The following is a 25,910-nucleotide window of genomic DNA, read 5'->3' on the forward strand; positions in this document are numbered from 1 at the left end:
CAGGCCAGGGAGGAAGTCACGATGAGTGAACGCGATCAGCGCACAGTCCGCGACCTGCGCCGCGGCAGCAGGTCCGCCGTGCTGCGCCGGCTGTACTTCGAGGGCCCGCTGAGCAGACAGGAACTCGGCCCGGTCACCGGCCTCAGCTCCGGTTCGATCACCAACGTCGTCGGCGAACTCCTCGCGGACGGCCTCGTCGAGGAGGCCGGCACCGTCGGCTCGGACGGCGGCCGCCCCCGTACGCTCCTGCGCGTCGCACCCCGCAGCGGCTGCCTCATCGGCGTGGACGTGGGGGAGACCCGCATCCGGGTGGGCCTCTTCGACCTGGCCCTGCGCGAGATATCCCGTACGGACCGGCCCCTGGACATCGCCGGGCACGCTCCCGGCGGCGCCTCCGCCCTCGACCGCGCCCATCCCCATGCTCACAACCGCCCCCACGACCGCCCCCACGACGGCCCCCACGACGGCCCCCGCGGCCACGACGTCGGCCTCGTCGTCCAGCTGATCCTCGACGGACTCTCCACGGTCCTCGGCGAGGCGCCGGAGCACGCGGGGGCGGTGCTCGGCGTGGGCATCGGCGTGCCCGGCATCGTCGAGTACGGGACCGCCGAGGACGACGGCCGCCCCGTCGAGAGCCGCGCCGGTATTCCGCTCGCCCGCAACGGCCGCCGGACGGCGGCGAGTTCATCTGGACCCGGCCCCGGGCTCGTACGCGACGGCGGCCCCGTACGGGAAGCCGGCCCCGTACGCGAAGCCGTCGGCGGCCCCGGCCCCGGCCTCGTAGGCGGCGGCGCCGTAGTGCACGGGCAGACCATCGGCTGGGACGCGGTCCCCCTCGAAGCGCTGCTGCGCCGCTCCACCGACCTCCCGCTCCACATCGCCAACGGCGCGAAGACCCTCGGCCAGGCCGAACTGTGGTTCGGCGCGGGGCGCGGCGCCCGCAACGCCGTCATCGCGCTGATCGGCTCCGGCGTCGGCGCGTGCGTGGTCGCGGACGGCAGCCCGTACGCCGGCGCGACCAGCGGGGCGGGCGAGTGGGGGCACACGACGCTCCAGGTCGGCGGGCGGCGCTGCCGCTGCGGCGCGCGCGGCTGCCTGGAGGCGTACGCCGGGGCCGTGGCGATCCTGGACCGCTGGCGCGAGGCGGGCGGCGCGCCGCCCGGCGGCTTCGGCGCCCACACCGAGGAGAGCGCGCTGGCCGAACTGCTCGCCGCCGCGGACGCCGCCGACCTCACCGCCGTCCGGCTGCTCGAAGAGACCGCCGAGTACCTCGGCGCGGGCATCGCCGACCTGGTCAACCTCTTCAACCCCGAGCGCATCGTGCTCGGCGGCTGGGCCGGGCTGCTGCTCGGCCCCCGGCTGCTGCCCGACGTACGGGCGGCGGCCGCCGCCTACGCACTGCGCCACCCCTACGAGCGCACGGCGATCGAACTGGGCCGGGCCGGGCCCGACGCCGTTACCATGGGCGCCGCTACGCTTCCTCTCGCACGCCTTCTCGCAACCGGCGGCTCCCCCCGGGGTCCGATTGTCAGAACCTCCCGATAACGTTTCGGTAGAAACAGCGATCGGGGAGGCACTCGGTGACATCAGTGGCATCGGTGACAAACGCGCCCGAGGCGGTCACCTGCGGAGAGGCGATGCTGCTCATGCTCGCCGAGCCCGGTGTCCCGCTGGAGCGGGCCGTGCGGTTTCGACGCTCCGTAGCGGGCGCCGAGTCCAACGTGGCGACCGGCCTCGCCCGGCTCGGGCACCGCACGCGCTGGATCGGCAGGCTCGGCACGGACCCCGCGGGCGAGGCGGTCCTGCGCGAACTGCGCGCCGACGGCGTGGACGTCGGCCATGTCGACCTGGACGAGACGGCCCCCACCGGCCTGCTGCTGCGCGACAGCCACCCGCACCGCGCCATAGACGTGCAGTACTACCGCGCCGGCTCGGCCGCCGCCCAGCTCGCGCCCGAGCACATCCGCCCCGAGGCCCTCGCGGGCGCCCGGCTGATGCACATATCCGGCATCACCCCGATGCTCTCGCCGTCCGCCGCAGCCGCCACCCAGCGGCTCATCGAACTCGCGCGCGCCGCCGGCGCACTGGTCTCCTTCGACCCCAACGTGCGGCGCAAGCTGGGCGGCGCCGCCCAGTGGGCGCAGATCGTCGGGCCGTTGCTGGCCGAGGCGGACCTGGTGCTGGCCGGCGACGGCGAGCTGGAGACGCTCACCGGCCGGCCCGCCGACGAGGCTGCCGCCGAACTGCTGGCGGGCCGGGCCCGTACGGTCGTGATCAAACGCGCCGACCACTCGGCCACCGCCGTCACCGCCGAGGGCCGCTGGGACCGGCCGCCCTACGATGTGCCGGTCGCCGACCCGGTGGGCGCGGGCGACGCCTTCGCCGCCGGCTACCTCTCCGGCGTACTGCGCGGGCTGCCCGAGCCCCGCGCGCTCGCCGAGGCCGCCTGCGTCGCCGCGCTCTGCGTGCAGACCGCCACCGACACCGAGGGGCTGCCCACCGCGGCGGCCCGCGACCGGGCGCTCGCCGCCTTCACCGACGGCACGGACGCCGTGCACCGCTGACCACCGGCCCCGCCGGCCGGCGACCGCCGACCGCGCCACCGCGGGCCTCCACCACCGACCACCGCAGGAACCCAGATCAAGAAGGGCGGCGAAACTGCCGTGTACCGCTGGGAGATCACCCAGGCCGCGCTCGCGCAACGGGTCTTCGCCATCATCCGCAGTGACAGTTACGACCACGCGACGGCGACGGCAGACACCCTGCTCTCCGCGGGCATCACCAGTCTGGAGATCTCGCTGACGACACCGTTCGCGCTGGAGTCCGTCACCACGCTGACCCGCGAGGTCGGCGACGACGTGATGATCGGCGCGGGCACGGTGCTGGACGCGCCGGCCGCCCGTATGGCCATCGACGCCGGGGCCCGCTTCCTGGTCTCCCCGGGGCTGGACGCCGAGGTCATCCGCACCGGCCACCGGTACGGCATCCCCGTCTTCCCCGGCGTCGCCACGCCCACCGAGATCGTTACCGCCATGGAACTGGGCGCGGACGCCCTCAAGCTCTTCCCCGCCTCCGCGTACGGCCCCCGCTGGATCAAGGACGTACGGGCCGCCCTGCCGCAGGCCGCCCTGCTGCCCACCGGGGGCGTGACCCTTGAGAACGCCCCGGAGTGGATAGCGGCCGGGGCCGTGGCCTGCGGCATGGGCAGCGCCCTCTCCGAAGGCGACCGCGACGCCGTGGCCAAGCGCGCGTCGGACCTGCTGGCCCGCTTGGCGGACGTCGAGCTTCCTTGAGCCGGGCTTCCTTGAGCCGGGCTTCCTTGAGCTGAGTTTCCTTAAGCCGAGCTTTCCTGAGCCGAGCTTTCTTGAGGGGCCGAAGGGGGGGCGGTCGGAGAGGGCGCCGGCGAACGGGCCGGAGCAACGCCCCCCGCCGCTTCGGCCCGGAGCTCTACCACGGCACGGGCTCGCCGTGCCGGTCCAGGAACTGCAGGCCGGGGGCGCCGGCCTGGGCTTCGAGGACGTCGACGACGGCCGGGATGTTCTCCTTGGGGTCGAGCGGCGCGTCGAAGCCGCCGAGCCCGGTCCGGTTGTGGCCGGGGTCGATGAGCAGCTTGGTGTGCCCGTCGTCGGCGTACCGGGTGGCGTAGCTGCGCATCAGCTGGTTGAGCGCGGCCTTGCTGGCCTTGTAGAGCTCGTAGCCGTCCTCGGTGTTCTGCGAGATGCTGCCCTGCTCGGAGGACATGACCCCCACCGTTCCGCCGGGCGCGACGAGGTCGCGCAGGGACTCCAGGACGCGCAGCGGGCTCAGCGCGTTGGTGATCATCACCTCGGTGAACATGTCGGTCGGCACCTGGTCGATCGACAGGTTGCCCCGGTCTATCGCGCCGTTGACGAAGAGCAGGTCGAACCGGCGGCCCGCCAGGCGCTCGCGCAGCGCGGCCAGTTGCTCCGGGCTGTTCATCTCCAGTGATTCGACGGTCAGCCGGCCGTTCGAGGCGTCGGCGTCCGCGCGCAGTTCGCCGCCGTCCTGGCGCGTCGTGGCGATGACGTGCCAGTCGCGGCGAGCGAGCTCGTCGACGAGGACGAGCCCCAGTCCTTTGGAGGCGCCGATGACGAGGGCCTGGCGGTTGGGCGTGGTGGACACATGAGCTCCTTTGCCGTGGTGCGATTTAGAGTAGACGCGACGTCGCGTCTAGACAACGCCCTGAGGCGCTGGGCGGCGGCGGGTAGGGTGTCCCGCGTGCCCGATACCAGCTCACAGCCCCGCAGACCGCGCTCCGGCAGTCGGCGCGACGAGGCTGCGCGGCTGGCCGTGCTGCACGCGGCGGACGATCTGCTCGAAGAGCACGGTTTCGGCGCCCTGACCGTCGAGGCCATCGCGCGCCGTGCCGGCGTCGCCAAGCAGACGATCTACCGCTGGTGGCCGTCGAAGGTCGAGATCCTCCTCGACACGCTCATCGCGGACAGCGAGAAGAGCCTCCCCGTCCCGACGGAGCGGCCCACGGCCGAAACCGTCCGCGGCTACCTGCGCGGCTACGCGCGCTTCCTCACCCACGACCCGGCGGGCAAGGTCCTGCTCGCGCTCATCGCCGAGGCGCAGCACCACCCCGCCACGGCCAAGAGCTTCCACGAGCGCTGTCTCGGCCCGCGCCGGGACCAGGAACGCGCCATGCTCGCGCAGGTCATCGACGCCGGCGAGGTCGCGCCGAGCCTCGGACCCGACGCCGCTCTCGACGCTCTTCTCGGCCCGATCGTCTATCGCGCTCTGATGGGGGCGAGCATCCCCGACGAGCTGGTGGACGCCCTTTTCGAGGACCTGCTCAAGCCCCGTGCGAAGTGTGAGCGCCCGGCTGACACCTGGCTGACACCCGGTTGACGCCCGGCCGGCGTCCGGTCGACGTCCGGTTGAGCGGCTCCTGGGAAGAGGCTCCTACGACGCGTTCCGCGTGAAGTCCTCCGCCACGGACAGCGCCGTGCGGACCAGTGCCGCCGTGGCCGTCGAGCGGGACTGCTGCGGCCAGGCGATGGCGAGGACCACGGGCGGTGTGTTCGGGACCGGGCGGTAGACGACGCCGGGGCGCGGGTAGCGGGCGGCGACGGAGGTGGGCAGCAGGGGAGTGGGGCCGCCCAGGGCCACGAGCGTGAGCAGTTGGGCGAGGTCGCGGCCTGCCGTGCGGGTCTTGTGCACGAAGCCGGGCAGCTCCTCGGGGAGCAGGCCGAGGTCGGCGAGGGTCAGGTGGTCCTGGCCGGCGAGCCGGTGAGTGGCGGCGAGGGCCGCGACGCACGGTTCGGCGGTCAGCGCCTCGCTGTCCAGGCCGGTACGGTCGAACGGCTCGTGGACCAGGGCCGCGTCGGCTTCCCCGCGGCGCAGGAGGTTCGCCTGCTCGTGCCAGCCGCACAGCCGGACGGCGACCGGTACGGCCTCGGGCTCCGACGCGAAGCGCGTCAGGATCGGCTCCAGGAGCCCCGCGTCCCCGTCGGCCTTGACGGCCAGGATCAATTTCGGCTCCGCGGCCGCCGCTCGCTGGGCCCGCCGCTCGGCGGCCTGGAGGGCGTCCAGGGCGATCTTCGCCTCCGTGAGCAGCACCGCGCCGGCCGGGGTCAGCGCCACGCTGTGGGTGCTCCGCTCGAAGAGCGTGACGCCCATCTCCGTCTCCAGCTGCCGGATCGCGCGGGACAGGGGCGGCGGGGAGATGCCGAGCCGCTCGGCGGCGCGGGCGAAGTTGAGCTCCTCGGCGACGGCGACGAAGTAGCGCAGCGGTCGGGATTCCATGCCCTCACCCCTTCTGTTCGGTCCCCGCGGCGCGGTGGCGGGACGGTATTGCCCTGAGGGTAACAAGCGGGAGCGGATGGGTCCTTCTGTTCGGGGCGCCCGTGCACCAGGCTCGACGACATCCCCGCCGCGCACTCGTCGGTGCGGGTATTCCTCAGCGGTTCCCCCGCACCCCTCAGCAGCGGTTCCCCCGCATCCTTCAGTGGAGTTGTTCATGATCGTCGTCACCACCCCGACCGGCCAGATCGGCCGGGAGGTCCTCGACCGCCTCCTCGACGCCACGGGCGGCACGAACGCCGCCGGTGCCGGGAAAAGTGTCAGGGAAGGCGCCGGTGCCGGGGCAGGCGCGAGCGGCGCGGCCGGAATCCGGGTGATCGCCCGCGACCCCGCCCGCCTCCCCGCCCACGTGCGCGAGAACGTCGAGGTCGTACAGGGAACGCACGCCGACCCCGGCACACTGAAGAAGGCGTGCCAGGGGGCCGACCGCGTGTTCTGGCTGGTTCCCCCGACGCCCGCGGTCCCCAGTGTGGAGGGCCACTTCCGCGACTTCACCGAGCCGCTGCGCGCGGTGACCGGCGCGCAGGGTCTCGGCGTCGAGCGGGTCGTCGGCGTCTCCACCCTGGGCCGCGGCGTGGCGAAGAACGCCGGCATCATCTCGGCCTCGCTCGCCATGGACGAGGCGATCGCGGAGATGGGCGTGCACTACCGGGCGCTCTGCGCCCCGTTCCTGATGGAAAACCTGCTGGGCCAGACCGGATTGATCCGCGACGCGGGATTGCTGGCCCTGCCGGGGAACGGCGTCCTGCGCACCTGCACCACCCGCGACATCGCCGCCATGGCGGTCCGGCTGCTCCTCGACGACTCCTGGACCGGGTGCGAGGACGTACCGCTGGCGGGGCCTGACGATCTGTCACCCGAGGACATGGTCCGGATCGTCTCCGAGGTGCTGGACCGGCCGGTCCGCCTCCAACCGGTCGACGGCCCGGCCTACCGGGCGCAGCTGCTGGGCGCCGGAGCGAGCGAGAACTGGGCGCGGGGCGCCGCCGACATGATGGCGGCCCTGAACGAGCAGGGCTTCTACGGCGCCGCCCAGCCGAGCACCCCCGACGCCACGCCCACCGGCTTCCGCCAGTGGTGCGAGGAGGTGCTCAAGCCGGCCGTCCTCGGCTAGCGGCTACTGCCCCTCGTGCCGACCGCGTGCCGACGCGCGCCGTCGCCGAACGGTTCGGGCAGCCGATCGGCTTGGGCGGCCGAACGGCTCGGGTAGCCGAACGGCTCGGGCGGTGGGGCGGCTACGCAACGGGGCGGGGAGCAAAAACAAAGGGCAGTTCCGGCTGAACCGTCCGGAACTGCCCTTACCATCAGCAGCATTGAGGAAACCTGGGAACGATCGTGATCCGTCCGGGCGTTACTCCGGTGATATTCCGTCGAATGGGGGTCCCCGTGACAACCGAAGCATTCGAAATCATCGACCTGTCAGCGATGGGCGAGGACTTCGTACGCAACCCGTACCCCGTCTACGCCGAGCTGCGCAAGCGCGGCCCGGTCCACCGCGTGCTGCTCACCGACGGCATCCCGGCCTGGCTGGTCGTCGGCTACGACGAGGTGCGCGCCACGCTCGGCGACGACCGCCTGTCCAAGCGGCTGGAGAACGCCTCCGAGAACGCCAACCTCGGATTCGAGCCGCTCGGCTCCCATATGCTCAACACCGACCAGCCGGACCACACCCGGCTGCGCAAGCTCGTGGTACGAGCGTTCACTCCGCGCCGGGTGGCGGCGCTGGAGCCGCGGGTGCAGCAGCTCACGGACGAACTCCTCGACGCGATGGTCGCCGACGGCGCGCGCGGCGCGGACCTCGTCGACGCGCTCGCCTTCCCGCTGCCGATGAGCGTCATCTGCGAACTGCTCGGCGTGCCCTACGCGGACCGCGAGGAGTTCCGCACCTGGTCGAACTTCGTGGTCGGGCCCGCGCCGTACCCGGAGAAGATGGAGGCGATGGAAGAGGTCCGCACCTACCTCGACCGGCTGATCGTCAAAAAGCGCGCTGAGAGCGGTGAGAGCGGTGAGAGCGGCGAGGGCGGCGAGGATCTGCTGAGCGGTCTGATCCGGACCATCGACGAGGACGGTGACCGGCTCTCCCACGACGAACTGCTCGCCACGGCCTGGCTGCTGCTGGTCGCGGGGCACGAGACCACCGTCAACCTGATCTCCAACGGGGTCCTCGCCCTGCTCCGGCACCCCGATCAACTGGCAGACCTGCGCGCCGACTTCTCGCTCCTCGACAACGCCGTCGAGGAGATGCTGCGCTACAACGGCCCGGTCGAGACCTCCACGTTCCGGTTCACCACGGAACCCATGGAGATCGGTGGCACCCTGATCCCGGGCGGCGGCGAGGTGGTCCTGGCCACGATCGCCGACGCCGACACGGATTCGGACCGCTTCACCGAGCCCGAGCGGTTCGACATCCGCCGCGACGCGCGCGGCCACCTCGCCTTCGGCCACGGCATCCACTACTGCCTCGGTGCTCCGCTCGCCCGGCTGGAGGCTCGTGTCGCCATCCGTTCGCTCCTGGAGCGCTGCCCGGACCTCGCGCTCGACGCCCACCCGGCCGCGCTGGCCTGGCGCGAGGGCATGCTCATCCGGGGGCCGTACCGGCTGCCGGTGAGCTTCTGAACCCCGGCCCGTGCTCCTCTGACACCTCATCAGCCCTGACGCGCACGCGCGACCGCCGCTCCGCGCGTCCTTCACCACAGCGCACCGCTCTGCCACGCTGAGCGCCTCGACGATCACGCACACCGCCGGACCGGTGTGCGTACGAGCGCCAAGGAGAAGCCGTGCGACGTGCCGTCACCCTGTCCGCCCTCGCCGCCGCACTCGCCGCGACCGCGGCGGGCGCGGCCCTCGCCGTCGGTTCCGGTACGGCCGCCCGGCCCGAATCGCGGCACGGCTCGCTGCTCGACGCCGTGCCGCGGCGCGGGGTGCTGCGCGTCTGCACCACCGGCGACTACGCGCCGTTCAGCCGTCTCGACGCGCGGACGCACACGTACCGGGGCATCGACGTCGAGATGGCCGGGCAACTTGCCAAGAGCCTCGACGCCGAAGCGAAGTTCGTGGCCACGACCTGGGCGAAGCTGGTCGACGACCTGTCGGCCGGGCGCTGCGACATCGGCATGGGCGGCGTCTCCATCACGCCGGCCCGTGCCCGTAAGGCGTATTTCAGCGAGCCCTACCTCACCGACGGCAAGACGCCGGTCGTGCGCTGCGCGGACCAGGACGCGTACCGGACCCTGCGGCAGATCGACCGGCCGGGCGTGCGGGTGATCGTCAACCCGGGCGGCACCAACGAGCAGTTCGCCCGCGCGCACATCAAGCGCGCCGCGCTCACCGTCCACCCGGACAACACCACGATCTTCGACGAGATCGTCGCGGGCCGCGCCGATGTGATGATGACGGACGCGAGCGAGACCCGGTACCAGGCCAAACTCCATCCCGAGCTGTGCTCGGTCCACCCCGACAAGCCCTTCTCCTTCTCGGAGAAGGCGTACGCGCTGCCGCGCGGGGACGAGCAGTTCAAGCACTACGTCGACCAATGGGTCCATCTGGCCGCCCACGACGGCACGTTCGCCAAATTCCGGGACGAGTGGATGAAGTGACGGCCACCGGGCCACCGCGGAGGGCGCTCGTACGGTCAGAGCGCCCGTACGGGCAGAGGTGCTCGTACGGTCAGCGCACGTTCTCGTCAGTGCACGCGCACGGTCTGCGGGGCCGAGGCGGGCCCCGCCTTCGGGTGTGTGTCGTGCGGCCCGGACAGGACGTAGAGCACGCCCCTGAACTGGAAGGTGCCGCGGTGCCGGCCCGTGAGCCGGGCGTCGACGCGGGCCCGGTGCGCCGTGACCTTGCCGCACTTCACCGTCCGCCAGCGGCCGTGGTAGCCCGAGCGCCCCTGCACACAGGCCCGCAGGTAGCGGCCGCGGCCGCCGCTCTCGGAGCCGCTGACGCGGACTCCGAACATGTGCCCCACCCGCACCATGTGCTGGGATATCCGGATCTCGGTGCCGCTCTTGGCGAGCGCCGGAGCGGCGGGGAGCGCCACCGCGAACATCGCGCCGAGTGCGCCCACGACGGCCAGGCGCGCCGCGCGCCGGTTCATGCCGCTCATGCTGTTCATGCCGTTCATCAAGCCAGTCCTTCCGCGTCGCCCTGTCCGGGCCGGGCGGCCGCGGACGGCGATCATTAGACACCCCGTCCCGCCGACGTCCCAAGGCACCGGCTCACCCCGGTCTCATTTGTCCGGACAATCAGACCTCAGGACTTCCCGTCATCAGTTCATCCGGCTAGGCTCCCTGCGTGGCGAAGGATCAACCCCTCCAGTTCAGCGTGGACCGCAGCAGTCCGGTGCCGCTCTACTTCCAGCTCTCCCAGCAGCTCGAAGCGGCGATCGAGCACGGCAAGCTGGCGCCGGGCAGCCTGCTCGGCAACGAGATCGAGCTGGCCGGACGGCTCGGCCTGTCCCGGCCCACCGTCCGGCAGGCGATCCAGTCGCTGGTCGACAAGGGGCTCCTCGTCCGCCGCCGGGGCGTCGGCACCCAGGTGCTGCACAGCCAGGTCAAGCGCCCGCTGGAGCTGAGCAGCCTTTACGACGACCTCGAAGCGGCGGGCCAGCGACCCGCGACCCGCGTGCTGCGCCACTCCGCCGAGAGCGCCACCGCGGAGGTCGCGGCGGCCCTCGGCGTCCCCGAGGGCGCCGACGTCGTCCTCGTCGAGCGGCTGCGCCTCGCCCACGGCGAACCCATGGCCCACCTGCGCAACCACCTGCCCGCCGGGCTGCTCGACCTCGACGGCGCCGCGCTGGAGGAGACCGGCCTCTACCGCCTCATGCGCGCGGCCGGTATCACGCTGCACAGCGCCCGGCAGTCCGTCGGGGCCCGCGCCGCCACCGCCGAGGAGGGGGAGCGGCTGAGCGAGCCGGTGGGCGCTCCGCTGCTGACGATGGAGCGGACGACCTTCGACGACACCGGGCGGGCGGTCGAGTTCGGCTCGCACGTCTACCGCGCCTCGCGGTACGCCTTCGAGTTCCAGCTGCTCGTACGGTCGTGAGCGGTCGGTCGTGAGCCGTCGGTCGTGGGCCGTCGGCCGTGAGTGCTCGGCCGCACTTCGGCGCGTACGCCCGTGCGGCCCGGCGGTCAGAATGTTCTGACAAAGTCTTGACGCGGCGGTCCGCGCGCCGTTAGAACACCCCCAGCCGCCATCGGGCGGCCGCGGCGGAAGGCGGACCACGATGCGTAGGACCCGTACGGCAGCGGCTCCCGGTACGCGCGCCGGCGGCCTCGCCGCGGACCGCGCGACCTCCCCGATGGCGGAAAACCGCTCTCTGCGGGCCCCGCCGCCGTCACCGATACGGACGTGCCGGCTCTGGAGGAGTTCGCCGCTCGCGGGACCCGCTGGCCCCCCGGCGAACACTGGTAACGGATACTTGGGCGGCCGGGCCCGAATCCTTTCGGGCCCGGCCGCACCGTGACAGACAGTGAGAAGGGCAAGTCCTCGTGGCAAGGGTTCGGACAGGGGTACGTGCGTTCAGCGCCGTGCTGGCAGCGGTGCTCGGCGCGACCCTGGCAGGGTGCAGCAGTACGGGCGGCAAACGGGCGGAGGAGCGGGCCGCCAAGGCCGCCCAGGGACGGGCCGCCGTGGACACGCCGCGCTGGACCTTCGCGATGGTCACCCACTCGGGCGACGGCGACACCTTCTGGGACATCGTGCAGAACGGTGCGAAGCAGGCCGCCGCCAAGGACAACATCAAATTCCTCTACTCCCACAACAAAGAGGCGAACCAGCAGGCCCAGCTCGTCCAGGCCGCCATCGACCAGAAGGTCGACGGGCTGATCGTCACCCTCGCCAAGCCCGACGCGCTCAAGGCCGTCGTGGCCAAGGCGGAGAAGGCCGGCATCCCCGTGATCACGGTCAACTCCGGCTCCGAGGAGTCCAAGCGGTTCGGGGCGCTGACCCACATCGGCCAGGACGAGACGATCGCCGGCGAGGCCGTCGGCGAGGAGCTGAACGAGCGCGGCAAGAAGAAGGCCGTCTGCGTCCTGCACGAACAGGGCAACGTCGGCCACGAGCAGCGCTGCGCGGGCACGAAGAAGACCTTCAAGGGCGACCTGGAGAACCTCTACGTCGACGGCACCAACATGCCCGACGTCCAGGCCTCCATCGAGGCCAAGCTCCAGTCCGACAAGGACGTCGACGCCGTCGTCACCCTCGGCGCACCCTTCGCCCCCACCGCCGTCAAGGCCGCCGAGCAGGCCGGCAGCAAGGCCGAGGTCGACACCTTCGACCTCAACGCCAAGGTCGCCCGGTCCCTGTCGGACGGCTCCCTCGGGTTCGCCGTCGACCAGCAGCCGTACCTTCAGGGGTACGAGGCCGTCGACGTGCTGTGGCTCTACAAGTACAACGCCGACGTGCTCGGCGGCGGCAAGCCGGTCCTCACCGGCCCCCAGATCATCACCAAGGACGACTCGGCCGACCTGGAGAAGTACACGAAGCGGGGGACCCGATGAGCGCCCCGCCGACCGACACACCACCGGCCGCGGGGGACGAGAGACTGGTGCACCGCTCGCCGGCGCGCCGCCTGATGGGCCGCCCCGAGCTGGGCTCGGTCGTCGGCGCGATCGCCGTCTTCGTCTTCTTCGCGATCGTCGCCGACAACTTCCTCCAGGCGTCCAGCCTCAGCACCGTGCTGTACGCGTCCTCGACGATCGGCATCATGGCGGTGCCGGTGGCGCTGCTGATGATCGGCGGCGAGTTCGACCTGTCGACGGGCGTGATGGTCACCTCGTCGGCGCTGATCTCGTCGATGTTCAGCTACCAGATGACGGCCAATGTCTGGGTCGGCGTCGGGGTGTCCCTGCTGGTCACCCTCGCCATCGGGTTCTTCAACGGCTTCATGCTCACCCGCACCAAGCTGCCCAGCTTCATCATCACGCTCGGCACCTTCCTGATGCTCACGGGCCTGAACCTGGGGTTCACCAAGCTGATCAGCGGCACGGTCTCCACCAAGTCCATCGGCGACATGGAGGGCTTCTCCTCGGCCCGCGCCCTCTTCGCCTCGCACTTCTCCCTCGGCCCCGTCGACCTCCAGGTCACCATCGTGTGGTGGCTCGCCCTGGTGGCGCTGGCCACCTGGGTGCTGCTGCGCACCCGCGTCGGCAACTGGATCTTCGCGGTCGGCGGCGGCGCGGACGCGGCCCGCGCGGTCGGCGTCCCCGTCAACCGCACCAAGATCGGCCTCTATATGGCGGTCGCCTTCGCCGCCTGGGTCTCCGGCCAGCACCTGCTCTTCTCCTACGACGTGGTGCAGTCCGGCGAGGGCGTCGGCAACGAGTTCCTCTACATCATCGCGGCCGTCATCGGCGGCTGCCTGATGACCGGCGGCTACGGCTCGGCGATCGGGTCCGCGGTCGGCGCGTTCATCTTTGGCATGACCAGCAAGGGCATCGTGTACGCGCAGTGGAACCCGGACTGGTTCAAGTTCTTCCTCGGAGGGATGCTCCTCCTGGCGACCCTGCTGAACGCATGGGTCCGCAAGCGTGCGGAGGCAAGCAAGTGACGGCTCTCGTCGAGCTCACCGACGTCAGCAAGTTCTACGGGAACATCCGCGCCCTGGAAGGGGTGTCCCTGGAGGTCCACGCGGGCGAGATCACCTGCGTGCTGGGCGACAACGGCGCCGGCAAGTCCACCCTCATCAAGATCATCGCGGGGCTGCACCGGCACGACGCGGGCACCTTCGAGATCGAGGGCGAACCGGCCGGCCTCGGCTCCCCGCGCGAGGCCCTGGACCGCGGCATCGCCACCGTCTACCAGGACCTCGCCGTCGTCCCCCTGATGCCGGTCTGGCGCAACTTCTTCCTCGGCTCCGAGCCCACCAAGGGCGCCGGGCCCTTCAAGCGCCTCGACGTCCAGCGGATGCGCGAGACGACCCGCGCCGAGCTGCTGCGCATGGGCATCGACCTGCGCGACGTCGACCAGCCGATCGGCACCCTCTCCGGCGGCGAGCGGCAGTGCGTGGCCATCGCCCGCGCCGTCTACTTCGGCGCCAAGGTGCTCGTACTCGACGAGCCCACCGCGGCGCTCGGCGTCAAGCAGTCCGGAGTGGTGCTCAAGTACGTCGCCGCCGCTCGTGACGCCGGTCTCGGCGTGGTCCTCATCACGCACAACCCGCACCACGCCTACCTCGTCGGCGACCGGTTCATCCTGCTCAAGCGCGGTGCGATGGCCGGCAGCCACGCCAAATCCGAGATCGCCCTGGACGAGCTCACCCGGCAGATGGCGGGCGGCAGCGAGCTGGAGCAGCTCAGCCACGAGCTGGCGCGCGCGCCGGGCCCGGACGTCATCGGGGGCCGCGCGGTGGAAGAACCGGTCGAGGGGGACGCCGCGGAAGACGTACCGCCGTCCGGCGAAAGGGGCGACCGGCCGTCCGGCGCCTCCACGGCGGACCGCGACCAGGAGTGACCGCGCGCCGCACACCACGTGTGAGGCACAATCGGCCACGGCGGGCCGAGCCCGCCACGCCCGACCGCAGGACCGAGGCGACGCGCCTCCCGAGACACCCGCAGGGACGACGACTCGTGCGACCACGCACCCCAGGCGAACGCACCGCCCGCACCGTGAGCGTGGCCCGCACCGGCCGCGCGGCGAGCGCGGCGCGCAGAGCGGCCGGCGCAGAATCCGGCGAAGGGGGCAGGCGATGAGCATGTACCGCGAACGGGTGCACCGGGGCTCCGCCCGGGCGACCGTGCTCAAGACCGTGGGGACGCGCGAGCGGCGCTCGCACCTGACCGCGCCCCGGGTGCCGACCGTCGGCATCGACATCGGCGGTACCAAGGTGATGGCCGGGGTCGTCGACGCGGACGGCAACATCCTGGAGCAGGTGCGCACCGAGACCCCGGACAAGTCCAAGAGCCCCAAGGTCGTCGAGGACACCATCACGGAGCTGGTCCTGGACCTCTCCGACCGGCACGATGTGCACGCGGTCGGCATCGGCGCGGCCGGCTGGGTCGACGCGCACCGCTCCCGCGTGCTCTTCGCCCCCCACCTGTCCTGGCGCGACGAGCCACTCCGCGACCGGCTGGCCGGCCGGCTCGCGGTGCCCGTGATGGTCGACAACGACGCCAACACCGCAGCCTGGGCCGAATGGCGGTTCGGCGCCGGCCGCGGCGAGGACCACCTCGTCATGATCACGCTCGGTACGGGCATCGGCGGCGCGATCCTGGAGGACGGCCAGGTCAAGCGGGGCAAATACGGGGTCGCGGGCGAGTTCGGCCATATGCAGGTCGTGCCGGGCGGCCACCGCTGCCCGTGCGGCAACCGCGGCTGCTGGGAGCAGTACAGCTCCGGCAACGCCCTGGTCCGCGAGGCGCGCGAGCTCGCCGCCGCCGACTCCCCGGTCGCGCACACCATCATCGAGCGGGTCGGCGGCCACGTCCACGAGATCACCGGGCCGCTCATCACCGAGCTGGCCCGACAGGGCGACGCCATGTGCGTCGAACTGCTCCAGGACATCGGCCAGTGGCTCGGCGTCGGCATCGCCAACCTCGCCGCCGCCCTCGACCCCTCCTGCTTCGTCATCGGCGGCGGCGTCAGCGCCGCCGACGACCTGCTTATCGGCCCGGCCCGGGACGCCTTCCGCCGCCACCTCACCGGCCGCGGCTACCGGCCGGAGGCCCGTATCGTCAAGGCCCAGCTGGGCCCTGAGGCGGGCATGGTGGGCGCCGCCGACCTGGCCCGGCTCGTCGCCCGCCGCTTCCGGCGCGCGAACCGCCGCCGCGTGGAGCGGTACGAGCGCGCCGGGGTCACCGTGCGGCTCGCGCCGCGCGGGCAGACGGGCCGCGGATGATCGCCGCCGACCGCACCGCCGCGTCCGACCCGCCGCACGACGCGGGCGGCGGCGGCTCCACGGGCCCCGGCCGCCGCCCGCCGCGCCGCTGGCTCAAGCCCCTCATCGTCTTCCTGCTGATCGCGATCCCGGCCGGCTACCTCTACATCTCCGCGATGCAGAGCCGCGGTGGCGGCGACGCCAAGCAGGAGCAGGCCGCCAAGACCGGCCTGGAGGAGGGCTGGCCCTCCCGGCTCCAGCGCCGCGTCTACGGCGTCTGGATTCCGCCGTACTCCGCGGACGTGGCCAGCTACGAGACCAACTCCTGGAAGCACAGCTCGCTGTACCTCCAGTTCACGACCTCCGCCGAGGGCTTCGAGACCTTCCTGAACAAGGTCGGCAGCGCGCCGGACGAGCTCAAGGACGGCGAGGTCACCATCGACGACGACCAGGCCGACGAGGTCGGCTGGAAGTTCGAGGGCGACCACAAATGGCGCGGCACCGTGCACACGCAGAAGAAGCCGCTGCCGACCCTCCAGATCACGGCGAACGCGGACGACCCGGAGCACCCGAGGGTGTTCATCGTCTCGACCAGCGCACCGTGACGCGCGCCGGGCGGGGACGAGCGTGTGACGCGGGTGCCGCAGGCGTCCTCCTATGACAGGCGTGGCACAGACACTCGCCTGAGGCACGTGCGGTACGGGCGGGACAGGCGCTCACCGCTGCCCGTATGACGTGTCCTTCCGCCGACGGGCCGGACCGGGCGCTCACCGCTGCCCGGCGTCGGAGAGCGGTTCCGCCGAGGGCCAGCGGCCCTCGGCGGCGGCGACCCCGACCTGCCGGATCACTTCGCCCGCGACGACGTCCACCGCGGCCGGTACGCGCCCGGTGCGCGGTCGTGCGAGCACGACCGACCGCCACACCTCGGGCGCGCACAGGGGAGCGGCGCAGAGCAGCCCGGCGGCGATCTCCTCGGTGAGACCGACCGCGGGCAGGATCGTCCAGCCGTGACCGGCGCGCGTCAGTTTCTTCTGCAGGCTCATCGAGTTGGTGCTCACGCTGCTGCTCAGCGCGGCGCCGGCCCGCCGCGCGCCGCCGTCGACCAGGGTGCGCAGTCCGTGGCCCGGGGCCGGCAGGACGAGCTTCCGCGCGGCGGCGTCGGCGAACGGTACGGGCGTGTCCGGGCGCAGACCGGCCTGCGGCGGCGCGGCGATCCAGAGCCGTTCCCGGACGAGCGGGGTGACGTTCAGCGACGGTGAGCCGGTCAGGTTGTACAGCAGGCTCAGGTCCAGGTCGCCCTCGTCGAGCCAGCGCCGCAGATGCCCGGAGTAGGCGATCCGCAGCCGGAGTTCGATGCCGGGGTGGGCGCGGGTGATCCGGTCGACGAGCGGTTCGGCGAGCAGTTCGGCGGTGCTCTCCAGCAGCCCGAGCGTCACGATGCCCGTCAACGCACCCGCAGTCGGGGCGAGTTCGGCACGGGCCCGGTCGAGCTCGGCGAAGGCCCGCCGGGCGCGTGCCACGAGCAGTTCGCCGGCCTCGGTCGTCCGCATGCCGGTGCGGGTGCGCTCGAACAGCGGGACGGCGAGCTCGTCCTCAAGCGACTTGATCTGCCTGGTCACCGCGGGCTGGACGAGATGCAGCAGTTCCGCCGCGCGGGTCACACTGCCCGCCTCGGCGACGGTCACCAGGGCTTTGAGCTGTCTCAGGTCCATCGCGGCCGCGCATGCCTCCATCACGAGAAGGTATTTCTCTCCCCGGAGAATCATGATTCATGATGGCGGGGCCGGCACCTTCCGAGGCGGAGCGGAGACCACACCATGGACGGGCTCACCGAAGAGGAAAGCGCGATCGTCTCGCTGGTGGGCGAGTTCGTCGACCGTGAGGTGAAGCCGGTCGCGCGGGAACTGGACCACACCGACACCTACCCCGAGCAGCTCATCGAGCAGATGAAGGCCATGGGCGTCTTCGGCCTCGCGGTCCCGGAGCCCTGGGGGGAAGCGGCGGTGTCGGCGCAGTGCTACGCGGCCGTGACCGAGGAACTGGCCCGGGGGTGGATGAGCCTGGCCGGCGCGATGGGCGGGCACACCGTCGTCGCCAAGCTGATCACCGCGTTCGGCACGCGGCAGCAGCAGGACACGTACCTGCCGAGGATGGCGACCGGCGAGGTACGCGCGACCATGGCGCTGACCGAGCCGGGCGGCGGCTCGGACCTCCAGGCCATCCGCACGGTCGCCCGCCGCGACGGCGAGCAGTACGTCGTGGACGGCTCGAAGACCTGGATCACCAACGCCCGCCGCTCCCAGCTGATCGCGCTGCTGTGCAAGACGGACCCCTCGGCGGAACCGGCCCACAAGGGCGTGAGCATCCTGCTGGTCGAACAGGGCCCGGGTCTCCAGATCTCCCGCGACCTGCCGAAACTCGGCTACAAGGGCGTCGAGAGCTGCGAGCTGGCCTTCGACGGCCTCCGCGTCCCCGTCGGCGCGCTGCTCGGCGGCGCGGAGGGCCACGGGTTCGCGCAGATGATGCGCGGCCTGGAGATCGGCCGGATCCAGGTCGCGTGCCGCGCGGTCGGCGTCGGCCGCGCGGCGCTGGAGGACGCGCTGCGCTACGCCCAGGAGCGCGAGAGCTTCGGGCAGCCGATCTGGCAGCACCAGTCGATCGGCAACTACCTGGCGGACATGGCCACCAAACTGGAGGCCGCCCGCCAGCTCGTGCGCTACGCCGCGCGCCGCTACGACTCCGGCGAACGGGCCGACCTGGAGGCCGGGATGGCCAAACTCTTCGCCTCGGAGACGGCGATGGAGGTGGCCCTCAACGCCGTTCGCATCCACGGCGGTTACGGCTATTCGACGGAGTTCGACGTCGAACGCTACTTCCGGGACGCCCCGCTCATGATCGTCGGCGAGGGCACCAACGAGATCCAGCGCAACGTCATCGCCCGCCAACTGGTCAAGCGCCACCGCATCTGAGCGTTCCGAGGAATCGAGCAGCCGGGCAATCGAGTAGCCGGGAAACCGAGCGACCGAGCACCTCACCACCTCAGCATCCGAGCACCTGAAAGGGGGCCGACGTGTCGCACCCGCTCGACGGCATCACCGTCGTCTCGCTCGAACAGGCCGTCGCGGCGCCGTTCGCCACCCGCCAGCTCGCCGACCTCGGCGCACGGGTCATCAAGGTGGAACGCCGGGGCGCCGGCGACTTCGCCCGCGGCTACGACCGTACGGTGCACGGGCAGTCCAGCTATTTCGTCTGGCTCAACCGCGGCAAGGAAAGCGTCGAACTGGACCTCAAGGCCCCCGAGGACCGGGCGCTGCTCCACGCGTTGCTGGCCCGTGCCGACGTCTTCGTACAGAATCTCGCGCCGGGCGCCGCCGACCGCCTCGGGCTCGACGCGGCCACCCTCCGCGCGGCCCGGCCCGGACTGATCCACTGCTCGCTGTCCGGCTACGGCCCCACCGGGCCGTACCGCGCCAAGAAAGCGTACGACCTGCTCGTACAGTGCGAGACAGGGCTGGTGATGGCCACCGGCACACCGGCGGAACCGGCGAAGGCCGGGCTCTCGATCGCCGACATCGCCACCGGCATGTACGCGTACAGCGGCATCCTGACGGCGTTGTACAAACGCGAACGCACTGGCCGGGGCGCGACGTTGGGCGTGGCCATGCTCGACGCGCTCGGGGAATGGATGAGCCAGCCCGCCTACTTCTCCCACTACGGCGGCGAACTCGCACGGCGGACCGGGGCCCGGCACCCCTCGATCTCGCCCTACGGCCCCTACCGCACCGGCGACGGAACGGTCTTCCTCGGCGTCCAGAACGACCGTGAGTGGTCCGCGCTGTGCCGGACCGTGCTCGACAGGCCGGAGCTCGAAGGCGACCCCGGGTTCGCGACCAATGTGGCCAGAGTCGCGCACGACGCCGAGGTCACCGCGGCGATCGAGTCGGCGTTCGCCCGGCTGACCGCCGCCGAAGCCGTCGACCTGCTCGACGCCGCCGGAATCGCCAACGCCACGCTGCGCACCCCGGACGAGTTGATCGGCCACCCCCAGCTGACCGCGCGCGACCGCTGGCGGGCCGTGGACACCCCGGGCGGGCCGGTGCGCGCACTGCTGCCACCGGTCGAGGTGGAGGGCCGCGAAGCGCTGATGCGCCCGGTGCCCGCCCTCGGCGAGCACAACACCGCCCTGCGTACGGAGTTCGGCCCGCGCGCGACCGGGCGGTACGGGGGCGCGGCCGATGGGCGCAGGGACGCGGAGGAAACCGTCGAACGCCGGGAGACCATCCTGCCCGGCCCCGCCCGGGACCTGGGCGTGCTGCTCGGCGTCACGGTGCCCGACCTGGACGCGGGGGAGGGGCTGCCGCTGCTGTGGCACTGGCTCTACCTGCTGGACCGCCCGGCGCTGACCGACCTCGCCGCCGACGGGCACCCGTTCCGCGGCGGCGTCCCCGCGCACCCGGGGCCCGGGCGCCGGCGCATGTGGGCAGGCGGGCGCGTCCGGCTGCGGGGCGTGCTGCGCTGCGGCGAACAGGCGGTCCGCCGCACGAAGGTCCTCTCCGTCCATGAGAAAAAGGGCCGTTCCGGGCCGCTCACGTTCGTGGTGGTCGGGCACCGGATCGAACAGCGCGGCGAGGTGGTCGTAGAGGAGGAGCAGGACATCGTGTACCGGCCGCTGCCGGCTGAGCGCCCTGAGCCTTCCGCGGCCGCTGAGCCCGGCGCGCCCGTGGCGGCCTCCCCGGACGAATGGGCCATCGACGTCTCGCCCGTACTGCTCTTCCGGTTCTCGGCCCTGACGTACAACGCGCACCGCATCCACTACGACCGCGACTACTGCCGCGACGTCGAGGGATACCCCGGCCTGCTCACGCACGGCCCGCTGCAGGCGATCGCCATGGCCGAGAAGGCACGCGCCGGCGGCGTCTCCGGCCGGGTGTCGTTCGACTACCGGCTGACCTCCCCGCTCTTCGACGACCAGGGCATGGTGGTCGGCGCGGCCCCCGGCGAGGACGGCGAGACCGTCACCGCGGTCCGCGACGCCTACGGGCGGCGAACCGCGACCGGCACGCTGCGGAGACTGGACCGATGACGGCCGCCCTCGCCGCCGCCCGTACGTTCCTGTTCGTGCCCGGCGACCGGCGACCCGGCCTTCACCGGACGGCCCGGAGCCCGCCGAGTTCCCGTACCGCGCCCAGTTCCCCGGGCCCGCCGCCGAGAGGAGCACGTACGTACCTCCGGGCGTCCGCGGAGCGCACCGCTACCATGACCACTCCCGTCGAGACGATCGGCTGGTGATCGGCACCGGGGCCGGGCAGGCCGCGACTACCATCAAAACGGTCCGCACCGGGCGCGACCTGCACAACTGACCCCTGGGCGGTGCCGGACGCGCAGGCGGCACGGCCCGGCGGTTGTGACTGATTGTGAGAGATGAGAGCGTGCGGAGCGTGAGCGAGACGACGACTGAAGCCCTGCAATACCGGTGTGACGGGCCGGAGCAGGCCCCGGTCCTGATCATGGGACCGTCCCTCGGGACGACCTGGCATATGTGGGATCGGCAGATCCCGGAGCTGACCCGCCACTGGCGTGTGCTCCGCTTCGACCTGCCCGGCCACGGCGGTGCGCCCGCGCACCCCGCCACCGCCGTCGGGGACCTCACCGACCGGCTGCTGGTCACCCTCGACCAGCTGGGCATCGAGAGATTCGGCTACGTCGGCTGCTCGATCGGCGGGGCGATCGGCGCCGACCTCGCCCTGCGCCACCCGCACCGCCTCGCCTCGCTGGCCCTCGTCGCGTCCTCCGCCCGGTTCGGGACCGCGGACGCCTGGCGGCAGCGCGGCGTGGTGGTCCGTACGAACGGGCTCGACCCGATCGCCCGCTCCGCGCCGGAGCGCTGGTTCACCCACGGCTTCGCCGCGGCCCAGCCCGCGATCGTGGAATGGGCCGTACAGATGGTCCGTACCACCGACCCCGGCTGCTACATCGCCGCCTGCGAGGCTCTCGCCTCCTTCGACGTGCGTGCGGAGCTCGGCCGCGTCGGCGTGCCGACCCTGGTGCTCGTCGGCGCGGAAGACCAGGTCAGCCCGCCCGCCGACGCGCGCGTCCTGGTCGCCGGGATACCCGACGCCAGGCTCGCCCTGGTTCCCGGCACCTCGCATCTCGCGCCCGTCGAGCAGCCCGCCGCCGTCACCGATCTGCTGGTCCGGCACTTCACCACCTCCTGGCAGAGCGGTTACGAGCAGACCGGCCCCCACGCCATCACCCCGCCCGTGCCCAAGCCGCAGCTCACGCCCCCGCCGCCGCCCACCGCGGCGCCCGCCGTGCCCAGCGGCCCCGTCGCCGCCATCGCCTCCGCCGAGCAGCCCGTCGCGACCGGCGGCCCCGCCGTTGAGGCGTACGAAGCGGGCATGAAGGTACGGCGCGAAGTGCTCGGCGACGCCCACGTGGACCGCGCCGAAGCGGCCAAGGACGACTTCACGGGCGACTTCCAGGACTTCATCACCCGCTACGCCTGGGGCGAGGTGTGGAGCCGCCCCGGACTCGACCGGCACACCCGCAGCGTGATCACCCTCACGGCGTTGGCCGCCCGCGGCCACCTCGACGAGCTGGCCTTCCACACCCGCGCCGCGCTCCGCAACGGCCTCACCCCCGAGGAGATCAAGGAAGTGCTGCTCCAGACCGCCGTCTACTGCGGGGTGCCGACCGCCAATTCCGCCTTCGCCGTGGCGCAGCGCGTGATCCGGGAGGAGACCAGCCCGCACGCGTAGCAGGATGGAAGCATGAACCTCACGAAGCACAGCCACGCCTGCGTCCGGTTGGAGAAGGACGGCCAGACCCTCGTCATCGACCCCGGCGGCTTCAGCGAGCAGGACGCGGCCGTCGGCGCGGACGCCGTGCTGGTCACCCACGAACACCCGGACCACTTCGACGAGGGCCGGCTCCGGGCCGCCCTGGACGCCAATCCGGCCGCCGAGATCTGGACGCTGCGCAGCGTCGCCGACCAGGTCTCCGCGGCCTTCCCGGGCCGCGTCCACACCGTCGGCGACGGTGACACTTTCACCGCCGCCGGCTTCGACGTGCAGGTCCACGGTCAGCTGCACGCCGTCATCCACCCCGACATCCCGCGCATCACCAATGTCGGCTATCTGGTGGACGGCTCCGTCTTCCACCCCGGCGACGCGCTGACCCTCCCCGGGCAGTCCGTGGACACTCTGCTGGTCCCGGTGATGGCTCCGTGGAACAAGGTCGGCGAGATCATCGACTACGTCCGCGAGATCGGGCCCCGGCGCGCCCTCGACGTCCACGACGCGCTGCTCACCGGCCTCGCCCGGCCCGTCTACGACCGGATGCTCGGCCCGGACGGGCCCGGGGTCGCCGGGGCGGACCACCTCCGGCTCGCCCCGGGCGAGAGCGTCGGGCTGTGACCGGAGCTGAGGCCCGAACCGTGACCGGATCTGAGGCCCGAGCCGTGACCGGAGCCGCGGCCCGAGCCGTGACGGGAGCCGCGGCCCGAGCCGTGACCGGGGCTGTGACTCGGGCGATGACCTGGACCGGCACCGCCGGACGGTGACTGTCGGACCCGGGCGGTAGGTTTACGGGCATGCGCATCGCCACATGGAACGTCAACTCGATCACCGCCCGGCTGCCCCGGCTGCTGGCCTGGCTGGAGAGCAGCGGCACGGATGTGCTGTGCGTCCAGGAGACCAAGTGCGCCGAGGCGCAGTTCCCCTTCGACGCGCTGCGCGAGCTCGGCTACGAGGCCGCCGTCAACGCGACCGGCCGGTGGAACGGCGTGGCCCTGCTGTCCAAGGTCGGCCTCGACGACGTGGTCGTCGGGCTGCCCGGCGGCCCGGAGTACGACGGCGCGCAGGAGCCCCGCGCCGTCTCGGCCACCTGCGGCCCCGCCCGCGTCTGGTCGGTCTACGTGCCCAACGGCCGCGAGGTCGACCACGCCCACTACGCGTACAAGCTCCGCTGGTTCGAGGCGCTGAAGGCGGCGGTCGCGGACGACGCCGCGGGGGAGCGCCCCTTCGCCGTCCTCGGCGACTTCAATGTCGCGCCCACCGACGAGGACGTATGGGACCGGGCCCTCTTCGAGGGCGCGACGCACGTCACCCCCGCGGAGCGCGACGCGCTCGCCGCCCTCCGCGAGACCGGCCTGTCCGACGTGGTGCCCCGCCCGCTCAAGTACGACCGCCCGTACACCTACTGGGACTACCGCTCCCTCGGCTTCCCGAAGAACAAGGGCATGCGCATCGACCTCGTCTACGGCAACGGCGGTTTCGCCAAGGCCGTCTCCGACTCCTACGTCGACCGGGAGGAGCGCAAGGGCAAGGGCGCCTCGGACCACGCCCCCGTCGTCGTCGACCTGGACCTGTGAGCGGCGGGACGCCCCGCCCCGCTCACCCCAGCAGATCCCGCAGCTCGACCGCGTCGGCGAACGCCCGCATCCCCGCGTCGTTGGGGTGCAGATGGTCGCCGCTGTCGTAGGCGGGCAGCATCCGCTCGGGGCGGTCCGGGTCGCGGATCACGGCGTCGAAGTCCACCACGGCGTCGAAGCGGCCCTCGCCCGAGCGGATGAAGGCGTTGACCTTCACACGCTGCTTGTCGGCCGCGGGCGTGCAGTACGTCTCGCCCGCGCACGGCGCGACGGTGGCCATCACCACGCGCAGCCCCCGCGCGTGCGCCCGCGCCGTGACGGCCTGCAGCCCCGCGACGACCTCCTCGGCCGAGGTGCCCGCGCGCACGTCGTTGACGCCCTCGAAGACGAGGACCGTACGGGCCGAGGTCTGGCCCAGCACATCGCGGTCCAGCCGGTGCTGCGCGCTCACCCCGCTGGCGATCGTCGACACGCCGTCCCCCGGATAGCGGTCGGTCACCACGCGGTTCCCGGAGATGGACTCGTTGAGCACCCCCAGCCGCGGCACCGCGTGCTGCGCCGCGAGCCGGCGCCACAGCAGATCGGGCCAGCGCCGGTTGGCGTCGGGCGTCGAGTTGGCGCCGTCGGTGATCGAGTCGCCGAGCGTCACCACCGACCCCGGCCCGCCCCCGACGTCCACCCCGGTCAGCAGCGGCCAGGTGGCGAGCGACTGGCCGTACGAGCCGCCGGCGCGCTCGCCCGTACGGTCCCCGCTGTCGTCGGCGCTCAGATAGGAGCGCTGCAGGGCCAGGGTGTGCACCGGCAGCGCGCTCACCGTCCCCGGCAGGTGCACGCTCACCAGCAGATTGGCCCCCGCGGGCACCCGGAACCCCACCGGGTCGCTGAACTGCTCGGCCCCCGCCGCGACTTCGGCCCCCGCCCGGCCGCCGAACCGCAGCGGCACGGGCCGGCCCGCCGCCTCGGCGCCGCTCGCCTGGAGCGCCACGCTCGCGTGCCCGATCGCAACGGGCCGCCCCGCGAAGGTGTTGGCCAGCCGGATACGGGCCCGCGGCCCGCCCGCGCTCGTATGCACGACGAGCCGCAGCGTCCGGTCCCGCCACGGCCCGACCGCCGTGTACCCGGACGCGGACGCCGCCCAGCTCCCCGTCCACCCCTTGGGCTCGGCCCGTACCGCCACCGCGAACACATGCAGACCGGCCGCCGCGCCGGCGGCCTTCGGCAGCACCACGGACGCGATCTCCCGGCCGCGCGCCACCGGCACCGTCACCACGTACAGCCGGGCCTTCTCCGTGCGCTGCCCGGCGGGGGAGTTGAGGTGCGGCAGCGCGACCGCCTTCGTCGCGAGCGGGCCGGTCCGCCAGTCCGGCGCGGTCAGCACGTACGTACCGCGCGAGCCGTCCCGGTAGCGCACCGTGCCGCTGCCGCTCGCCGCGCCGCCGCCCGTACCGGCGACGAGGAAGGAGACGGCGTCGCCGCGCCCGGCCAGCCGCACGCGCTGCCCGTCGGCGCGCACGTTGTCGGGTGTCCCGGCGGCGGACCGCGGCAGCCGCAGCCGGGCCCCGTCGAAGCCGAGGGCGCGGCCCGGCGTCCAGCCCGCGGCGGCCAGGTCCTGGGCGGAGAGCGAGTTGCCGCCGCCGTCGAAGTCCGCGGCGCCGGGCCGGGCGTCGTCACTGACGGCCGTATTGTCGAAGAGCCGCTCCAACGGGAGCGGCTCGGCGGGGCGTTGTGCGGCGAGGGCGGGCGCGCCCGTGACGGCCAGGGTCAGTGCGACGCCCGTCGCGACGAGCCCGGCCGCGGCCGCGGGTCTGTGCCGGCCGTTCCCGCCGCGCGCTCCGTGGAACGTGTGTACGAGCATGTGTGCTGCCTCCCGTATCCCGTCGGCGCGTGAACCGGTCCGTG

22 protein-coding genes and 1 pseudogene are annotated in these 25,910 nt (G+C 72.7%); 18 read left to right on the plus strand and 5 right to left on the minus strand.

From position 1 onward, the window contains the following. The first annotated feature begins 21 nt into the window (after positions 1 to 21). From AB0I22_RS09170 to AB0I22_RS09180, 3 genes are all read left to right on the plus strand, one after another. The gene (locus AB0I22_RS09170) at positions 22 to 1,545 is read left to right on the plus strand and encodes an ROK family transcriptional regulator (RefSeq protein ID WP_363130036.1); all 1,524 of its coding nucleotides are present in this window, start codon (positions 22 to 24) and stop codon (positions 1,543 to 1,545) included. A gap of 92 nt (positions 1,546 to 1,637) precedes the next feature. Further along, positions 1,638 to 2,564, plus strand: a complete 927-nt coding sequence (locus AB0I22_RS09175; RefSeq protein ID WP_363130107.1) for a sugar kinase — start codon at positions 1,638 to 1,640, stop codon at positions 2,562 to 2,564. A gap of 99 nt (positions 2,565 to 2,663) precedes the next feature. Continuing rightward, positions 2,664 to 3,293 carry a bifunctional 4-hydroxy-2-oxoglutarate aldolase/2-dehydro-3-deoxy-phosphogluconate aldolase gene (locus AB0I22_RS09180; RefSeq protein ID WP_363130037.1) on the plus strand — a complete coding sequence of 210 codons (630 nt, stop codon included), beginning with the start codon at positions 2,664 to 2,666 and terminating at the stop codon, positions 3,291 to 3,293. 154 nt (positions 3,294 to 3,447) lie between these two features. Here AB0I22_RS09180 and AB0I22_RS09185 read toward each other — a convergent pair whose 3' ends face one another. After that, positions 3,448 to 4,143, minus strand: coding sequence for an SDR family NAD(P)-dependent oxidoreductase (locus AB0I22_RS09185; protein ID WP_363130038.1), 696 nt, complete (start codon positions 4,141 to 4,143; stop codon positions 3,448 to 3,450). A gap of 96 nt (positions 4,144 to 4,239) precedes the next feature. On the opposite strand from AB0I22_RS09185, the gene AB0I22_RS09190 reads away from it, so the two are divergent. Further along, positions 4,240 to 4,875, plus strand: a complete 636-nt coding sequence (locus tag AB0I22_RS09190; RefSeq protein WP_363130039.1) for a TetR/AcrR family transcriptional regulator — start codon at positions 4,240 to 4,242, stop codon at positions 4,873 to 4,875. 54 nt (positions 4,876 to 4,929) lie between these two features. Here the strand turns inward: AB0I22_RS09190 and AB0I22_RS09195 are convergent, their stop codons facing one another. Beyond that, on the minus strand, positions 4,930 to 5,772 hold the full coding sequence (locus AB0I22_RS09195; protein ID WP_363130040.1) for a LysR family transcriptional regulator: 843 nt from the start codon (positions 5,770 to 5,772) through the stop codon (positions 4,930 to 4,932). 214 nt (positions 5,773 to 5,986) lie between these two features. On the opposite strand from AB0I22_RS09195, the gene AB0I22_RS09200 reads away from it, so the two are divergent. The 3 genes from AB0I22_RS09200 (at position 5,987) to AB0I22_RS09210 (ending at position 9,425) form a co-directional block, all read left to right on the plus strand. After that, positions 5,987 to 6,943 (plus strand): NAD(P)H-binding protein, encoded by a 957-nt coding sequence (locus AB0I22_RS09200; protein WP_363130041.1) that lies wholly within the window; start codon positions 5,987 to 5,989, stop codon positions 6,941 to 6,943. 272 nt (positions 6,944 to 7,215) lie between these two features. After that, a complete protein-coding gene (locus AB0I22_RS09205) occupies positions 7,216 to 8,445 on the plus strand; it encodes a cytochrome P450 (RefSeq protein ID WP_363130042.1) in 1,230 nt (409 codons plus the stop codon). 161 nt (positions 8,446 to 8,606) lie between these two features. Next, entirely contained in the window at positions 8,607 to 9,425 is an 819-nt protein-coding gene (locus tag AB0I22_RS09210) for a transporter substrate-binding domain-containing protein (protein ID WP_363130043.1), read from the plus strand. Positions 9,426 to 9,511: 86 nt separating this feature from the next. Here the strand turns inward: AB0I22_RS09210 and AB0I22_RS09215 are convergent, their stop codons facing one another. Next, on the minus strand, positions 9,512 to 9,949 hold the full coding sequence (locus tag AB0I22_RS09215; protein ID WP_363130044.1) for a hypothetical protein: 438 nt from the start codon (positions 9,947 to 9,949) through the stop codon (positions 9,512 to 9,514). A 200-nt stretch (positions 9,950 to 10,149) separates the two neighbouring features. Between AB0I22_RS09215 and AB0I22_RS09220 the strand changes: the two genes are divergently transcribed. The 6 genes and pseudogenes from AB0I22_RS09220 to AB0I22_RS09245 all read left to right on the plus strand — a co-directional run bounded on the left by AB0I22_RS09220 (position 10,150) and on the right by AB0I22_RS09245 (position 16,245). After that, the gene (locus tag AB0I22_RS09220; RefSeq protein WP_363130108.1) at positions 10,150 to 10,869 is read left to right on the plus strand and encodes a GntR family transcriptional regulator; all 720 of its coding nucleotides are present in this window, start codon (positions 10,150 to 10,152) and stop codon (positions 10,867 to 10,869) included. A gap of 446 nt (positions 10,870 to 11,315) precedes the next feature. Beyond that, on the plus strand, positions 11,316 to 12,326 hold the full coding sequence (locus tag AB0I22_RS09225) for a sugar ABC transporter substrate-binding protein (protein ID WP_363130045.1): 1,011 nt from the start codon (positions 11,316 to 11,318) through the stop codon (positions 12,324 to 12,326). Then, the gene (locus AB0I22_RS09230; protein ID WP_363130046.1) at positions 12,323 to 13,375 is read left to right on the plus strand and encodes an ABC transporter permease; all 1,053 of its coding nucleotides are present in this window, start codon (positions 12,323 to 12,325) and stop codon (positions 13,373 to 13,375) included. The genes AB0I22_RS09225 and AB0I22_RS09230 overlap by 4 nt, the downstream gene beginning before the upstream one ends. Then, positions 13,342 to 14,148 (plus strand): annotated as a pseudogene (locus tag AB0I22_RS09235) (ATP-binding cassette domain-containing protein); the annotation flags it as partial. The gene AB0I22_RS09230 and the pseudogene AB0I22_RS09235, both read left to right, overlap by 34 nt. Before the next feature lie 364 nt (positions 14,149 to 14,512). Then, a complete protein-coding gene (locus AB0I22_RS09240) occupies positions 14,513 to 15,661 on the plus strand; it encodes an ROK family glucokinase (protein WP_363130047.1) in 1,149 nt (382 codons plus the stop codon). Next, entirely contained in the window at positions 15,658 to 16,245 is a 588-nt protein-coding gene (locus AB0I22_RS09245; RefSeq protein ID WP_363130048.1) for a hypothetical protein, read from the plus strand. The genes AB0I22_RS09240 and AB0I22_RS09245 overlap by 4 nt, the downstream gene beginning before the upstream one ends. Positions 16,246 to 16,407: 162 nt before the next feature. Here AB0I22_RS09245 and AB0I22_RS09250 read toward each other — a convergent pair whose 3' ends face one another. Next, positions 16,408 to 17,373 (minus strand): LysR family transcriptional regulator, encoded by a 966-nt coding sequence (locus AB0I22_RS09250; protein WP_363130049.1) that lies wholly within the window; start codon positions 17,371 to 17,373, stop codon positions 16,408 to 16,410. An 84-nt stretch (positions 17,374 to 17,457) separates the two neighbouring features. Between AB0I22_RS09250 and AB0I22_RS09255 the strand changes: the two genes are divergently transcribed. The 5 genes from AB0I22_RS09255 to AB0I22_RS09275 all read left to right on the plus strand — a co-directional run bounded on the left by AB0I22_RS09255 (position 17,458) and on the right by AB0I22_RS09275 (position 24,011). Further along, entirely contained in the window at positions 17,458 to 18,609 is a 1,152-nt protein-coding gene (locus tag AB0I22_RS09255) for an acyl-CoA dehydrogenase family protein (RefSeq protein ID WP_363130050.1), read from the plus strand. A gap of 101 nt (positions 18,610 to 18,710) precedes the next feature. Then, positions 18,711 to 20,723: a CoA transferase gene (locus AB0I22_RS09260; RefSeq protein WP_363130051.1), complete on the plus strand. Its 2,013-nt coding sequence runs from the start codon at positions 18,711 to 18,713 to the stop codon at positions 20,721 to 20,723. A gap of 355 nt (positions 20,724 to 21,078) precedes the next feature. Further along, on the plus strand, positions 21,079 to 22,398 hold the full coding sequence (gene pcaC, locus AB0I22_RS09265) for a 4-carboxymuconolactone decarboxylase (RefSeq protein ID WP_363130052.1): 1,320 nt from the start codon (positions 21,079 to 21,081) through the stop codon (positions 22,396 to 22,398). A 12-nt stretch (positions 22,399 to 22,410) separates the two neighbouring features. After that, complete coding sequence (locus AB0I22_RS09270; RefSeq protein WP_363130053.1) at positions 22,411 to 23,055, plus strand: MBL fold metallo-hydrolase; 645 nt, start codon at positions 22,411 to 22,413, stop codon at positions 23,053 to 23,055. A gap of 176 nt (positions 23,056 to 23,231) precedes the next feature. Next, positions 23,232 to 24,011, plus strand: a complete 780-nt coding sequence (locus tag AB0I22_RS09275) for an exodeoxyribonuclease III (protein ID WP_363130056.1) — start codon at positions 23,232 to 23,234, stop codon at positions 24,009 to 24,011. 22 nt (positions 24,012 to 24,033) lie between these two features. Here the strand turns inward: AB0I22_RS09275 and AB0I22_RS09280 are convergent, their stop codons facing one another. Continuing rightward, positions 24,034 to 25,866: an SGNH/GDSL hydrolase family protein gene (locus tag AB0I22_RS09280; RefSeq protein ID WP_363130057.1), complete on the minus strand. Its 1,833-nt coding sequence runs from the start codon at positions 25,864 to 25,866 to the stop codon at positions 24,034 to 24,036. Positions 25,867 to 25,910: the final 44 nt, after the last annotated feature.

It is taken from the genome of Streptomyces sp. NPDC050610, assembly GCF_040654875.1.
GTDB lineage: Bacteria > Actinomycetota > Actinomycetes > Streptomycetales > Streptomycetaceae > Streptomyces.

Bases quoted from the DNA above. Each gene is read 5' to 3' on its own strand.
- AB0I22_RS09270 (WP_363130053.1), top strand. From the start codon at position 22,411: ATGAACCTCACGAAGCACAGCCACGCCTGCGTCCGGTTGGAGAAGGAC.
- AB0I22_RS09230 (WP_363130046.1), top strand. From the start codon at position 12,323: ATGAGCGCCCCGCCGACCGACACACCACCGGCCGCGGGGGACGAGAGA.
- AB0I22_RS09170 (WP_363130036.1), top strand. From the start codon at position 22: ATGAGTGAACGCGATCAGCGCACAGTCCGCGACCTGCGCCGCGGCAGC.
- AB0I22_RS09245 (WP_363130048.1), top strand. From the start codon at position 15,658: ATGATCGCCGCCGACCGCACCGCCGCGTCCGACCCGCCGCACGACGCG.
- AB0I22_RS09275 (WP_363130056.1), top strand. From the start codon at position 23,232: ATGCGCATCGCCACATGGAACGTCAACTCGATCACCGCCCGGCTGCCC.
- AB0I22_RS09280 (WP_363130057.1), bottom strand. From the start codon at position 25,866: ATGCTCGTACACACGTTCCACGGAGCGCGCGGCGGGAACGGCCGGCAC.
- AB0I22_RS09255 (WP_363130050.1), top strand. From the start codon at position 17,458: ATGGACGGGCTCACCGAAGAGGAAAGCGCGATCGTCTCGCTGGTGGGC.
- AB0I22_RS09215 (WP_363130044.1), bottom strand. From the start codon at position 9,949: ATGAACGGCATGAACAGCATGAGCGGCATGAACCGGCGCGCGGCGCGC.
- AB0I22_RS09240 (WP_363130047.1), top strand. From the start codon at position 14,513: ATGAGCATGTACCGCGAACGGGTGCACCGGGGCTCCGCCCGGGCGACC.
- AB0I22_RS09175 (WP_363130107.1), top strand. From the start codon at position 1,638: ATGCTGCTCATGCTCGCCGAGCCCGGTGTCCCGCTGGAGCGGGCCGTG.
- AB0I22_RS09195 (WP_363130040.1), bottom strand. From the start codon at position 5,772: ATGGAATCCCGACCGCTGCGCTACTTCGTCGCCGTCGCCGAGGAGCTC.
- AB0I22_RS09250 (WP_363130049.1), bottom strand. From the start codon at position 17,373: ATGGAGGCATGCGCGGCCGCGATGGACCTGAGACAGCTCAAAGCCCTG.
- AB0I22_RS09200 (WP_363130041.1), top strand. From the start codon at position 5,987: ATGATCGTCGTCACCACCCCGACCGGCCAGATCGGCCGGGAGGTCCTC.